This is a genomic window from Methylobacterium brachiatum, assembly GCF_020523825.1.
Taxonomy (GTDB): Bacteria; Pseudomonadota; Alphaproteobacteria; order Rhizobiales; family Beijerinckiaceae; genus Methylobacterium; species Methylobacterium brachiatum.
Window position 1 is genome coordinate 143,272 of sequence record NZ_JAJALK010000012.1, and the last position, 13,022, is coordinate 156,293.

General features: G+C 71.7%; 13 protein-coding genes. 6 read left to right on the top strand and 7 right to left on the bottom strand.

Going from position 1 to position 13,022, the window contains the following annotated elements; translation table 11 throughout:
* The first annotated feature begins 54 nt into the window (after nucleotides 1–54).
* The 3 genes from LGR69_RS23330 (at nucleotide 55) to LGR69_RS23340 (ending at nucleotide 1,764) form a co-directional block, all read left to right on the top strand.
* On the top strand, nucleotides 55–720 hold the full coding sequence (locus LGR69_RS23330; protein WP_007564717.1) for an LON peptidase substrate-binding domain-containing protein: 666 nt from the start codon (nucleotides 55–57) through the stop codon (nucleotides 718–720).
* 13 nt (nucleotides 721–733) lie between these two features.
* Nucleotides 734–940, top strand: coding sequence for a Trm112 family protein (locus LGR69_RS23335; protein ID WP_007564718.1), 207 nt, complete (start codon nucleotides 734–736; stop codon nucleotides 938–940).
* A 434-nt stretch (nucleotides 941–1,374) separates the two neighbouring features.
* A complete protein-coding gene (locus LGR69_RS23340; protein ID WP_122160402.1) occupies nucleotides 1,375–1,764 on the top strand; it encodes a hypothetical protein in 390 nt (129 codons plus the stop codon).
* 8 nt (nucleotides 1,765–1,772) lie between these two features.
* Here LGR69_RS23340 and LGR69_RS23345 read toward each other — a convergent pair whose 3' ends face one another.
* The 3 genes from LGR69_RS23345 to LGR69_RS23355 all read right to left on the bottom strand — a co-directional run bounded on the left by LGR69_RS23345 (nucleotide 1,773) and on the right by LGR69_RS23355 (nucleotide 5,630).
* Nucleotides 1,773–2,135: a SpoIIAA family protein gene (locus LGR69_RS23345; RefSeq protein ID WP_007564720.1), complete on the bottom strand. Its 363-nt coding sequence runs from the start codon at nucleotides 2,133–2,135 to the stop codon at nucleotides 1,773–1,775.
* A gap of 76 nt (nucleotides 2,136–2,211) precedes the next feature.
* A complete protein-coding gene (locus LGR69_RS23350; protein ID WP_230367491.1) occupies nucleotides 2,212–4,398 on the bottom strand; it encodes a primosomal protein N' in 2,187 nt (728 codons plus the stop codon).
* A gap of 65 nt (nucleotides 4,399–4,463) precedes the next feature.
* A complete protein-coding gene (locus LGR69_RS23355) occupies nucleotides 4,464–5,630 on the bottom strand; it encodes an MFS transporter (RefSeq protein WP_230367492.1) in 1,167 nt (388 codons plus the stop codon).
* 165 nt (nucleotides 5,631–5,795) lie between these two features.
* On the opposite strand from LGR69_RS23355, the gene LGR69_RS23360 reads away from it, so the two are divergent.
* Entirely contained in the window at nucleotides 5,796–6,140 is a 345-nt protein-coding gene (locus tag LGR69_RS23360; protein WP_122160400.1) for a hypothetical protein, read from the top strand.
* Between the two features lie 164 nt (nucleotides 6,141–6,304).
* Here LGR69_RS23360 and LGR69_RS23365 read toward each other — a convergent pair whose 3' ends face one another.
* The 4 genes from LGR69_RS23365 to LGR69_RS23380 all read right to left on the bottom strand — a co-directional run bounded on the left by LGR69_RS23365 (nucleotide 6,305) and on the right by LGR69_RS23380 (nucleotide 9,796).
* Nucleotides 6,305–6,562 carry a hypothetical protein gene (locus tag LGR69_RS23365; protein WP_091864673.1) on the bottom strand — a complete coding sequence of 86 codons (258 nt, stop codon included), beginning with the start codon at nucleotides 6,560–6,562 and terminating at the stop codon, nucleotides 6,305–6,307.
* A 151-nt stretch (nucleotides 6,563–6,713) separates the two neighbouring features.
* On the bottom strand, nucleotides 6,714–7,814 hold the full coding sequence (locus LGR69_RS23370) for an alpha/beta hydrolase (RefSeq protein ID WP_230367493.1): 1,101 nt from the start codon (nucleotides 7,812–7,814) through the stop codon (nucleotides 6,714–6,716).
* Nucleotides 7,815–8,085: 271 nt separating this feature from the next.
* Complete coding sequence (locus LGR69_RS23375) at nucleotides 8,086–9,375, bottom strand: App1 family protein (protein WP_230367494.1); 1,290 nt, start codon at nucleotides 9,373–9,375, stop codon at nucleotides 8,086–8,088.
* Nucleotides 9,376–9,397: 22 nt separating this feature from the next.
* Complete coding sequence (locus tag LGR69_RS23380) at nucleotides 9,398–9,796, bottom strand: DUF3775 domain-containing protein (protein ID WP_007564729.1); 399 nt, start codon at nucleotides 9,794–9,796, stop codon at nucleotides 9,398–9,400.
* A gap of 207 nt (nucleotides 9,797–10,003) precedes the next feature.
* On the opposite strand from LGR69_RS23380, the gene LGR69_RS23385 reads away from it, so the two are divergent.
* Together LGR69_RS23385 and LGR69_RS23390 are read left to right on the top strand one after the other, a co-directional pair.
* Nucleotides 10,004–11,566 (top strand): hypothetical protein, encoded by a 1,563-nt coding sequence (locus tag LGR69_RS23385; protein ID WP_230367495.1) that lies wholly within the window; start codon nucleotides 10,004–10,006, stop codon nucleotides 11,564–11,566.
* Nucleotides 11,567–11,626: 60 nt separating this feature from the next.
* Nucleotides 11,627–12,949: an HlyC/CorC family transporter gene (locus LGR69_RS23390; protein WP_007564732.1), complete on the top strand. Its 1,323-nt coding sequence runs from the start codon at nucleotides 11,627–11,629 to the stop codon at nucleotides 12,947–12,949.
* Nucleotides 12,950–13,022: the final 73 nt, after the last annotated feature.

Consider the following 13,022-nt stretch of genomic DNA (forward strand, 5'->3'; position numbering starts at 1 on the left):
GCTCGCCCTGGGGCGGAGCTTCCGGCCCAGCTTTAGGCCCATCCGGGAGGCGCCATGAGCACCCATGCGAGCTACAAGGGCCCGGCGGATTGCCCCGCCGTCATCCCGGTCTTTCCGCTGCCCGGCGCCTTGCTGCTGCCGCGCGGCCAGATGCCCCTCAACATCTTCGAGCCGCGCTACCTGTCGATGATCGACGACGCGATGCGCACGGACCGGATCATCGGGATGATCCAGCCCGATCCGGAAGGGTCGGGCGCGGCGAATCCGAAGCTCTACCGGGTCGGCTGCGCCGGACGGATCACGCAATATGCCGAGACCGGCGACGGCCGGTATCTGGTCTCCCTGACCGGGGTCAGCCGCTTCCGGGTCGAGAGCGAGCTCGCCTCGACCAGCGCCTACCGCCGCTGCCACGTCTCCTACGACGCGTTCGCGGTGGACTTCGAGCCGCGGGCGGGCGAGGAACAGGTGGACCGCGACGGCGTGCTCAAGGCGCTGCGCGACTTCGTGGAATCGAACGATCTGAAGGTGGATTGGGCCGGGATCGACGAGGCGCCCGACGAGGCGCTGGTCAACGCCCTCTGCATGATGAGCCCGTTCGGCGTCCGCGAGAAGCAGGCGATGCTGGAGGCGCCCGACCTCAAGACGCGGGCGGAGATCCTGATCGCGGTCACGCAGATGGAACTGGTTCGCGGCTCCGGGCCCGAGCCGACGATGCAATAGGTTCGCACGACCGATGACCAACGACCTGACACAGACCGTCGAGGCGACGCGCGTGGATCCCAAGCTCCTGGAAATCCTGGTCTGCCCGCTGACCAAGGGCACCCTGGAATACGATTCCGCCCGGCAGGAGCTGATCAGCCGCTCCGCCAAGCTCGCCTACCCGATCCGCGACGGCATCCCGATCATGCTGCCGGAAGAGGCGCGCCCGCTGACGGATTGAGAGGCCGAGGGGGTCGCGCGAGGTCGAAAGGCGGCCTTCAAACGCTTGCGGTAGGGGCACCCGGCTTCGCACGACAGTTTTCGCATCGCCCCTAGAGCGCCGACACAAAGCCCGCTCCAACGTTGGCGCGCGTGTCCTTCCCCCGCAAAGGGGGAGGGCGCGGCGCATGGGCCCGGCGGCCATGCTCATCCAGCGACGATCCGAATACGATCTTCGAGCGAACGCCCGCCCGATCCGCCAACACCGCCAAGCAATCGCAAAACGCAGCGTGGCTATTCCCGTCTCGGTCGCGCGCGGATCCTGATCTCATCGCGAAAACCGCGCGGCCATACTCTTGCCGCTTCCTGCGTTCAGCATGGAGTCATCCTCCATCGACGAGTGTGACCCGGCGCGCCATCACGGGCGGCGCGCGCTTTGCTGAAAGAGATTCCCGCATGATCAAGCTGGTCGCCGCCGCGGCGCTCGCCGCCGGCCTGTCCTCCGCCGTGTCGCTGTCGGCGCATGCCGAGCCGGGCGCCAATAACGGGACGTGGTCGGTGGAGCTCGTGACGGAGAGCGGCCTGTGCAGCGCCCGCTACTCCTACGCGCTGGCGATCCGCCAGGGTCAGGTCCAGCTGGTCTCGGGCGAGGCGGGCGCCCGGGTGAGCGGCCATGTCGGTGCCGACGGCAGCGTCGGGCTCGCCGTCAGCAACGGGACGGCGAGCGGGACCGGGACCGGGCGGCTCCAGGCCGGCACCGGCTCGGGCACCTGGAAGGTCGCCTCCCTGTGCTCCGGCCGCTGGACGGCGCGGCGCAGGAACGACCGCACCGCGCAGGCCGACTGAGCGGCGCCTCAGGCGGCGCCGGCGAGCCAGGTCCGCGCCTCGGCGAGGCGGGCGCGCTCGAACACCTTGATCTGGGTCGGCGAGACGAAGTTGAAGGTCTCGGCCAGCGCCTTCAGCCAGGGCGCATCGGTCACCAGGGCGACGTGGCTGACGCTCTTCATCATCGAGATGCCGAAGCGGGGATCCTTGAAGAAGGCCGCCGGCTCCATGCCCTCGAAGGCGCGGATATCCTCGAGCAGCTTGAGCTTGCCGCCCTTGTCGAGGTCCGCCTTCATGGCGGTCATGGCGGCGTTCATCTCCTCGTCGGAGATCTTGCCGTCGACCACGATCTCGGCGACGTTCGAATCCGGCGTCTTGGTATAGGTCAGCACTGATCGCTCCTCCGGGAACCGCACGCGTCCCGCCGCCGGTCTCCGGCCGCGGGTCCGCCGCCCGTGCCCCAGTGTCTTACAAAAAGCTCTGCGGGTCGACATCGATCGCGACCTTGACGTTGCCGCGCACCTTCGGGCCGCGGGCGATCCAGGCGCGCAGATAGGCCTGCATGTCGACGTTGCGCTCGGTCTTCACCAGCAGCCGGAACCGGTAGCGGCCCCGGACCAGGGCCAGGGGCGCCTCGGCGGGCCCCAGCACCATCACGCCCTCCGGCGGGTCGGCGGCGCGAGCGAGCGCCTGGCCGTGGGCTTCGGCGACCTCGCGCTCGGCGGCCGAGACGATCAGCGCGGCGAGCCGCCCGAACGGCGGCAGCCCGGCCGCCTCGCGGGCCTGGATCTCCTCCTGGTAGAAGCGCTCGGCATCCCCGGACAGCAGCGAGGCGATGACCGGGTGCTCGGGCTGGTAGGTCTGGACCAGCGCCCGCCCGGGCTTGTCGCCGCGCCCGGCCCGGCCGGTGACCTGCTGGAGCAGCTGGAAGGTGCGCTCCGCCGCCCGGGGGTCGCCCGAGGTCAGGCCGATATCGGCGTCCAGCACCCCGACCAGGGTCAGGCTCGGGAAGTTGTGGCCCTTGGCCACCAGCTGCGTGCCGATCACGAGATCGCACTCGCCGGCCGCCACCGCCTCCAGCTCCTGGCGCAGCCGGTCGGCGCCGCCGGGAAAGTCGCTCGACAGGACGACGATGCGGCGGTCGGGAAACAGCCCGGCGGCCTCCTCGGCGATCCGCTCGACGCCGGGGCCGCAGGCGGTGAGGTTGTCGAAGGTGCCGCACTCGGTGCAGGCGTCGGGCCGCCGCTCGGTATAGCCGCATTGGTGGCAGACGAGCGCCCGCCGGAACCGGTGCTCCACGAGCCAGGTCGAACAGTTCTTACACTGGTAGCGGTGGCCGCAGGCCCGGCACAGGGTGAGCGGCGCGTAGCCCCGGCGGTTGAGGAACAGCAGGGCCTGCTCGCCGCGCTCGAGGGTGTGCTTCACGGCGTTGACCAGCGGCGGGCTCAAGAAGCGGCCGCGCTCGGGCTGGTCCTTGCGCATGTCGATGGCGGCGATGTCGGGCAGGCGCCGGCCACCGAAGCGCTCCGGCAGCAGGACGTGGCGGTAGCGGCCCCGCGCGGCGTTCACCCGCGTCTCGATCGAGGGCGTCGCCGAGGCCAGGACCACCGGACAGCCCTCCAGGCGCCCGCGCACCACCGCCATGTCGCGGGCGTGGTAATGGACGCCGTCCTCCTGCTTGTAGGCGGCCTCGTGCTCCTCATCGACCACGATCAGCCCGAGGCGGGCAAAGGGCAGGAACAGGGCCGAGCGGGCACCGACCACCACCAGCGCCTCGCCGGCCGCCACGGCCGCCCGCAGGCGCTCCCGCCGCTTGCCGCCGACGCCGGAATGCCAGGCTGCCGGGCGGACCCCGAAGCGCTGGGCGAAGCGGTCGAGGAACTGCGCCGTCAGGGCGATCTCGGGCATCAGGATCAGCGCCTGCCGCCCGGTGCGGATGCAGGCCGCCACCGCCTCGAAATAGACCTCGGTCTTGCCCGATCCGGTGACGCCCTCGAGCAGGATCGGCCGGTTGTCGGCGGCCTCGGCCTCCGGATGCAGCCAGGGGAAGGGCTCGACCAGTTCGGTCACCGCCTCGGCCTGGGCGGGTGAGAGCGGTGTCCGCGGGAAATCGGGGTCGGGCGGCGGGGCGACCGGCTCGGGCTCGACCGCGACGGCCTCCAGGACGCCGTCGTCGATCAGGCCGTCCACCACCGAGAGCGAGACCCCGGCCTCCTTGGCGAGCGCGCTCTTGCCGCGCAGCGCGCGGTCGGCCGCCGCGGTCAGGACCTTGGCCCGCGCCGCGGTCGGCCGGGTCGGCTGCTTGTCGGTGAGGCGCACCGCCACCCGGGCGGTCTCGGCGGCCGCGGCTTCGTCGGGCAGGCGCAGGACCATGGCGAGCGCCGAGCCCTTCGGGGCCAGGGTGTAGCGGGCGATCCAGTCGACCAGGCTGCGCAGGGGCTCGGAGAGCGGCGCGTAGGGCAGGCGGCCGGTGACCGGGCGCAGGTTCGAGCCGCCGGCGGTCTCGGCCAGGCCCCAGACCACGCCGACGATCTCGCGGGGGCCGAGCGGGACCTGCACCACGTCGCCGACCGAAAGGTCGAGGGTGCCGGGCACGACGTAGCTGTAGGGCGCATCGAGCGCCAGCGGGATCAGGATCTCGGCGACAAAGGGCATGCGGGGCGTATCGGGCGGGTCCGTTCCGGGTCCGTACCACAGGGCCGGGAAAAGAACCCGCGGCTTCAGCGGTCGCGCAGGCCCGGCACCAGGGGCAGGGCGGCGAGGCTGAGCGCCGCCATCGCCCAGAAGGCCGAAGCGCCGAATGCGCCGTAGAGCGCACCGGAGGCCAGGGTGGCGAGCACGCCGGACAGGCCGAGCGCCACGGTGCCGTAGAGCGCCAGGGCGGTGGCCCGGAGCTCCGGGGGCGCGGTCGCCTCGATCAGGCCGAGACAGGCGAGGTGTAGGAGGGCAAAGCTCAACCCGTGCAGGGCCTCCGCGGCGGCCAGAAGCGGGATCGCATTGGTGGAGGCGAGCACCGCCCAGCGCAGGGCGCCGGCGCAGGCCGCGACCGCGATCCCGGCGGGCAGGCCGATCCGGGCCAGGAGCGGGGGACCGGCCAGCAGAAAGACCAGCACCTCGGCAGCCACCGATCCCGACCACAGCAATCCGGCGGTCCCGGCTCCGATCCCCGCGTCGCGCCACAGGATCATCGCGAAGGCGTCGTGCAGCGCATGGGCGCCGATCACCAGCGACGCCGCGACGAGGATGCGACGAAAGCGCGCCAGCCGCAGCAACGCGGCGAAGTTTTCGCCGAGCCGCGGGCCGGTCTTCGCCGGACCGCCCCGGACTGGCAGGGCCAGGGCCGCCCCGGACGCCGCGATGAAGAGGAGGCCGCTCGCCACCAGGGCGGCGTCCAGGCCGTACGATCCGATCAGCCAGCCGGCGGCACCGGTGGCGGCGATGAAGGCGGCCGAGCCGGCGGCCCGGACCCAGCCGTACTGGAACACCGTGCCACCCCGGGCGGCGGCGAGCGCCAGCGCGTCGGCGAGCGGCGGCGGGGCGGCGGTCCCGGCAGCGTACAGAAGGGCCGGCCCGAGGAGCTGCCAGAAGCCCGCGCCGGGCAGGTGCGCCAGCACCGCGAGGCCCGCCAGCGCGACGCTCGCCGCCAGCACGGGGCGGGCGGCCCGGCGCCGATCGGCGAAGGCCCCGGCCAGGGGGCCGACTCCGAGCCGCAGGGCACCGGCGGCGGCGAGGAGAGCGCCGATCTGGCCGGGGCTCAGGCCCCGCGCCGCCAGGAAGCCGGGCAGGATCGGCGACAGGAGGCCGTAGGCGCCGTAGAGCGCGGCGTACAGGACCAGGAAGCGGGTGAGACCGCCCCGCCACCCTTCGCTGCGCGCGCCCGGATCCATCGCGGCGCCGGATCAGGAGGCCGGCGGAGGGCAGGGGGGCATCGGGATCCGATCGGTCGGGCGGCGACGGCCCAGACAAGCGTATTCAAGTTGACGAATCAAATCACAAGGTCGGATGCATAACAGATCCGGCCGTCGCAGCCGCCAAGACGGGGGTTCAGACGCATGTATGCACCGAAGGTCATCCGGTCGCGGACCATCCGCCGGCATGACCTCGGCCCCGACCATGTCGGGGTGCTGATGACCGATATCCTCGCCGAAGGCTCGATCCGATACGCGTATCTGCTCGCGATCCTGCCGCGGGGCATCGACGCGCCGATCGCCTATGTCAGCTCGGAACCGAAACCGCGCCGACGCTATGTCCCGCCCGGGTTCGAGGACAATACCGGCAGCCATTTCCTGTGCAGCTTCACGCCGTCCGGGCACATGAACTACGGCGCAAGCGACGACTGGGGCGACGAGGCCAGGTTCGAGGCGCGGGCGCTGGAGATGGCGAGAACCCTGATCTGACGCGGCGGCGCGCCCCCACCGCCCATCCCACAGCGCCCTGTCGTAAGGTGCCACCGTGGCCTCGGAGGCGGGTTCGAGATGCCCCGGCGATCTCCGCTGCACTCCGCCGCCTCAGGATGAGGGCGCGTTTCGGAGGGAGCGTCGGATTGCGAGCCGCGTCCCCCTCACGAATGCCGGCGCACCGCGTAGCGGTAGCGGCGGCCTTCCGCGTCCAAAAGCTCGCTGTCCGAGCCCTCCTGCCAGACGACCTCGTCCTCCGGGCCCTTGGCGTTGGTGAGCGTCGCGCCGCGGACGATGTCGAGGCTCAAGCCGAAGCCGTAATTGGTCGCGGTGGCGTCCGTGATCGCGGCCGAGATGTCGGCGTCGTCGGGCAGGCAGGCGAACAGGACGCCGTCGGCGATGGCCAGGGTGTAGGTTTGCACGGATGGGCTCCGGAGATCGAGGCGAGTGGGGGCCGGCACGCGAGCGACCCAAGCTAGGAGGCCCATTCGGGAAGTGAAGCGCGTTCTCCGAAATGCTGCATTGCAACATGGGGAGAACGCGCTCCATCACAAGGTGTCGAGCCCCGGCCTCTCAGCGGGCCAGATGCGCGTCCAGGAACCGGGCCATCTCGCCGAAGACCTCCTTGGTCTCCGGCGCGTTCGGCGCGCCGAGATACTGGGCGTGCGACATCGCCTCGAACACCTGGAGATCCGCCTCGATCCCGGCCGCACGCAACTTCCGGTGGGTGCGCACCGTGTTCGACAGGAACAGGTCGCGGGTCCCGCTGATCAGGATCGCGGGCGGCAGGCCGGCGAAGTCGCCGTTGATCGGCGAGAGCTGCGGATCCTTCAGGTCGCGCCCGGCCGCGTAGAGCTTGGCGGCGGGGGTCAGATAGCCGGAATAGCTCACCAGCACGTTGTCGAGCCACTCGTTGGTCCGGTAGGTGTCGCCGGTCTCGGTCATGTCCGACCAGGGTGTGCCGAGGCCGATCGCGGCCGGCAGGGCCAGGCCCTCCTGCTTGGCGCGCAGCATCAGCGCCAGGGTCATGCCGCCGCCCGTCGAGGTGCCGAACACGCCCATGGTCTGGGGCTTCTGCATGGCCAGCATCGCCTTCCAGACCGCGGTCGCGTCGTCCATGGCGGCCGGGTAGGGGGCATCGGGCGGCATGCGGTAATCGACCGAGATCACCTTGTAGCCGCCGATCCCGGCCATCAGGATCGCCTCCAGGGTGCCGGCCTCGCCCGGATTGTAGACGTAGCCGCCGCCATGGATGTGCAGCAGCAGCCGGTTGCGGTTGGCCTCCGGGATCGTTTTCGGCTGGACCACGAACACCTTCACGCCGCCGATCACCGTGGCCTCGCTGGTGACGCCGAGCTTGTCGCGGAGCGCCGGCAGGGTCGCGGCGCCGGCCGCCGCCAGCCGGTCGATCAGGGCCTTCCAGCCGGCGGCATCCGGCGGGTTGGCGTTCCAGGCCGGCACCCGATAGGGCGCCGCGACGGCGTTGCGGAGCTCGGGGCTGATCGTCTCGGGCACGGGGATCACCCGGCCCGGCACCGTGCGGGGACCGGGCGCAGCATTGGCCGCCCCCATCTCGGCTTCCAGGCCCTTGAAATCGGCCCCAGGGGCCGCTTGCCCGAAGGCGGCGTGCGTGCCGAGTGCGATCATCAGCAGGGCGGAAAAGCTCAAGCGCATCGGGTTTCCTCCAGCGAACAGCCCTTCGCGACGGCCCGTCATTGCAGGCGGGGGCGTTCGGCCGTCAGGGATACAGGGGTGCGGCCGGGATGGGACCTGTTTTTCGTCCTAGGGTTCGGGCGTTGCACGAACCTTTGAACGCAGGACCGTCATTGCGAGCGCAGCGAAGCAACCTAGGGCAACGCGCGATCTCAGAACGTTGCGCATCACTAGGTTGCTTCGCTCCGCTCGCAATGACGGTGTGGGGGACAGCTCGCACCCCCAAAAAGAATCACCCGGCCACCCGGGGCAGGGCGGCCGGGTGTTCCGGCTCGACCACCACGGTGGCGGGCACGGTTCCATCGCTGACCAGTGCGTCCGCGACGGCGTCGGGGGAGATCGTGGCCTCGGTGGCGGCCTCGCCCGGGGCTTTGGGCTCGGCGGTGATGCGGGCGGTCTCGCGGCGGGGGGCGGCTTCGGCGCCGGCATGCTCGTCGGCGACGCGGGCCACCGCCTCCGGGGTGATCAGCCCGATCCCGGCGGCGTGCTCGGCCATGGCGACGCTGTCGGCGGCCAGCACCAGGCTGGAGCCGGACCGGGCGACCGCTCCGGCGAGCCGGACGATCTCTTCGACCCGGGCGGAATCGTTGGAGACGTTGCGGATATAGACCGCGAGCACCCGCCCGGGATGCTCCTCGACGATCTGGGCGTAGACCTCCGGGTCGTGCTGGCCGCTGTCGCCGATCAGCACGAAGGGCAGGTCGCGGTAGAGGGCCAGCATGTTGCGGATCAGCGCCTGCTTGTGGTCGGTGGCCCGGCGCGGCAGCGGGTGCGTCCAGGACAGGCCCCATTCCCGCAGGAACAGCACCGGCCCGACCGGGATGCCGTGCCGCTGGAAGAACTCGGACAGCATCTCGTAGAGGCCCCAGGGGGCCCGGGAGACGTAGAGCATCGGGTTGCCCTCGGCCCCGCCGGCGCCGTCGTGCAGGGCGCGGTACAGGGCGGCGACGCCCGGGAAGGCGACGCGGCTGTCGGCATCCTCGACGAACAGCCGCCAGAGCATCTGCAGCTTGTTGGCGACGCCGGTATGCATCACCGTGTCGTCGATATCGCTGATGACCACGCAGCAGCAGCCCTCGGGCGGGATGAACACCGCACCCTCGGCGGAGATCGGCGGCTCGTCCTCCAGGACCAGCTCCACCGTCTGCCAGGCCCCGGGGCGTCCGGGCAGGTCCCGCGGCTGCAGGCGGAGGCGGAAATAGCCGTCGCGGTCGGTCTCGGTCCGGGCCGCGTCCCCGCCGAACCGGGCCGTGATCGCGGCGCCCGCAACCGTGCGCCGGGCGATGCGGCGGCGCAGGTCCCGCCACTGCGCCCGCAGGGAATCCGGATCCTCCCCGGGAATGCCGGGGGATTGCCGGAACACGCGGCCGATCAGGAAGATCTCGTCGCGCGAGCCGTAGCCGCGATAGGGCTCGACCACGAGCCCGCCCGGGCCCGTGCCACCATGCCCCTGAGCCCGGCGGACCGGGCGGGTGAGGACCCGCACCGCCTTGTTGACGGCTCGGCGAACCCGGGAAGCCATGCCGCCGGTCTCCGGTTCGGGGTCAGGCCTGCGGCAATTCGGGGCTGAGCCCCATCGCGTCGAGGCCCTCCTCCAGCAGGTCGCCGGCATCCGGCGCGCTCAGCAGCTCCTTCACGGCGCCCTCGCCGACAGATTCGCGCTCCCGGGCGAAGCGCACCGCCTCGCCCCACTCCTCCGGCTCCATGTCGCCGCGGCCGATATAGAACAGCGCCAGGAGCTCGGCCCGGGCGTCGTCGTCCAGCCCGGCGATGGCGCCGCGCACCTCGGATTCCGTGGCGTCGTCGGTGCCCGAGATGAGGACGTCGGTGGAGCCGTCGTCGATCGGGTTCGAGCCGGAATCCGGATCGGTGTTGCCTTCCTTCACCTCGATGGCGCGCAGCCGCAGAACGATGTCGGTGACGGTCTCGACGGCGATATCCATGCGTTGGTCTCCGGACGCTGACTGGGTCGGGCGTTTCGCCCCCTCAAGCCGCGACAACGGGCGAGCGGGCGCCGGGTTCGCCTCGCCGAACGCGGCGGTGGCGCGGGCGGGCCGAACATGCGTGGTCCGCGCCACTTCCCGGTGGCCGGACCATCGGATAGAGGCTGCCGAACATTCCGAACAACCGGATCGACAGCGGCGATAGACGTGACATCTTTGAACGCCGCCGCGACGATATCTGCCGATAGCGTCGAACTGCAGTCTAACAGAACCGACACGCCCCGGCGCCCGGCGGCCCGGGCCGCGGCCGTTCTGGCGACCTCCGCTCTCGCGCTCGGCCTGGCCGGGGCTCCGGTCGAGGCTCGGCCCGCCGGCGCCGAGACCAGCGCGCCGAGCTGCTACGTCACCGGCGGGGGCGGCCTGGAGATCTGCCGCGACGGCGCCGAGGCCGAGGGCGTGCTGATCGCGCCGGCGCCCTGCGCGTTCGTGCGCGGCGTCCAGATCCTGCGGCTGCCGCGGGCGGAAGCCCCGGGACCGCTGCAGATGATCTTCCAGGGCCAGAGCCCGCTGCCGTCGCGCCGCCGGGACGAGCCCTGCCCGGAGCGGCGCGCCACCGACAGCCGCGACGGCGGCTCGCTCCGCACCGGCCGCAGCCCGGAGGCGCTGGCCACGACGCTGCCGCCCTCGGCCGACCGGTTCTGGGTCGATCTCCCGGAGGAGCGTGCGGCCAGGCGCGGCTCGTCCGAGCCGGCCCCCGCCCTCGAGGGTATCGGCCCCCGCGACCCGATCGCGGTCTCAGGCCGCGACTGGGCCGGGGAAGCCTACAGCTACGTCTTCCTGCTCGGCCAGGAGCGCGTCGGCGGCAATACCGATCAGGACGAGGAGCCCACCGGGCGGCGGCGCGGCCGCCGGGCCGAGCGGGACGAGCCGGCGGCGCAGCCGGCCGATATCCGGCGCCGGGTGCAGATCGCGGCAAGGACCCTCGACTTCCAGACCTTCGAGATCCGCACCCGCACCCCGGACGGCTACGGGCTCGCCTGGACGCCGTTCGTGCCCGGCGGCCGCGGCGCGCTGCCGACCCCGGCCCCGGTGGCCGACGAGGCCGGCAAGCCGATCGCCTCCGCCTGCCCGGCCCCGGCCTTCGAGACCCACGGGCTGTCCGGCTCGATCAGCATCGTCGACCGCACGTATCACTACGTCTACACCGACGTGCTGCCCGAGGATTGCGGCCTCGCCCCCGAGAAGCGGCGCACCGCGCTCTACCTGCGCACCGCGAAGGACCTCTCGGCCGCGAAGGTCTGGTCCGCGGCGAGGAAACTCGCCGGGCCGCTGCCGCCGGGGAGCGTCGTCCGGGTGGCGCGGGCCAAGGGCATGCAGCGCTGGGCGGTGTCCTATACCTGCCAGCGCCCGGCCAACGCCCCGGGCGGCCCGGTGGCCGATATCTGCCTGCAATACACACCGGACCTCAACCTCGACGGGATCGGGGCGCTCACCCTCTACGCCGACCCGGTGGAGGCCGGCCGCTCGCCGTCCTATCTCGGGCTGCGCTCGGGGGGCGACGGCAGCGGCCGCTTCGACCGGAGCGCGCATTTCTGGATGACCGACGCGCAGGGCAACCTCGACACTCCGGCGGTCTATCCGGGCAAGGCCGGGTTCCTGACCTGGCTCGACCGGCTCGCCCCCTCGGCGGCCGGGCGGGACGCCTCGACCCTCTACGGAAGGCCGGTCTACTGGGCGACGTGGACGGTGCGTCGGATCGGCGCGCAATAACCGGCGCGAGGCGCTATATGGGCGGCCTCCCCGCCGCACGAGTCGTGCCTCTTGGAAACGATGGACACCCATATCGACCTGTGGTTCGCCGCGAGCATCGTGGTGATCTCACTGCTGCTCTCGGCCTTCTTCGCGGGCGCCGAGACCGCCTTCACCGCCGCCTCCCGGGCGCGGATGCACGCCCTCGAACAGGCGGGCGACCCGCGCGCGGCGATCGTCAACCGGATCCTGGCGATCCGCGAGCGCTTCATCGGCGCGATGCTGATCGGCTACAACATCGTGGCGATCGGCGCCTCGGCATTCACCACCAGCGTGCTCACCGCCCTGTTCGGCAAGAACGGCGTGATCTACGCGACCGTCGGCATGTCGGTGCTGGTCATCGTCTTCGCCGAGGTGCTGCCGAAGACGCTCGCCATCTCCAAGCCCGACAAGGCGGCTCTGCTGATGGCCCGGCCGGTGGCCTTCGCGGTCGCCATCATGGGCCCGGCGGCGATCTCCATCGAGCACCTCGTGCGGCTGATGCTGAAGCCGTTCGGCATCACCATCGGCGAGCACCAGTCGATCCTCACCGCCTCCGAGGAGTTGCGCGGGCAGGTGGCGCTGATGCACCGGGAAGGCGGCGTCGCCAAGGCCGAGCGCGACATGCTGGGCGGCCTGCTCGACCTGTCGAACCTGTCGGTCTCGGACGTGATGGTCCACCGCACCAAGATGCGGGCGATCGACGCCGACCAGCCGTCCGAGGACATCGTCCGGGCGGTGCTGGCCTCGCCCTATACCCGCATGCCCCTGTGGCGCGGGACCCCTGAGAACATCGTCGGCGTGCTCCACGCCAAGGACCTGCTGCGGGCGCTCGACGCCGCCGGCGGGGACGCCTCGGGGCTGAAGGTCGAGGCCCTGGCGCTGGAGACCTGGTTCGTGCCGGGCACGACCTCGCTGCGCGCCCAGCTCAAGGCGTTCCTCACCAAGAAGACCCATTTCGCCCTGGTGGTCGACGAGTACGGCGAGGTGATGGGCCTCGTGACCCTGGAGGACATCCTCGAGGAGATCGTCGGCGAGATCGCGGACGAGCACGACGTCACCGTCTCGGGCGTGCGCCCGCAGGGCGACGGGTCGGTCAATGTCGACGGCGGCGTGCCGATCCGCGACCTCAACCGCGCCATGGACTGGAACCTGCCCGACGACGAGGCCACCACCATCGCGGGCCTCGTCATCCACGAGGCCCGGACCATCCCCGACCAGGGCACGGCCTTCAACTTCCACGGCTTCCGTTTCCAGGTGATCCGCAAGGCCAAGAACCGGATCACCACCCTGCGGATCACGCCGCTGACCGCGACGGGCATCCAGACCACCGCGCAGGTGGAGGCGCAGCGCGACCCGGTGTGAGGTGTGCCGACGGTCGAAACCGGTTTCGATCGTGGTCTTTCCCAGGCCAACACGCGCTTTCCCTCCCCCCTCT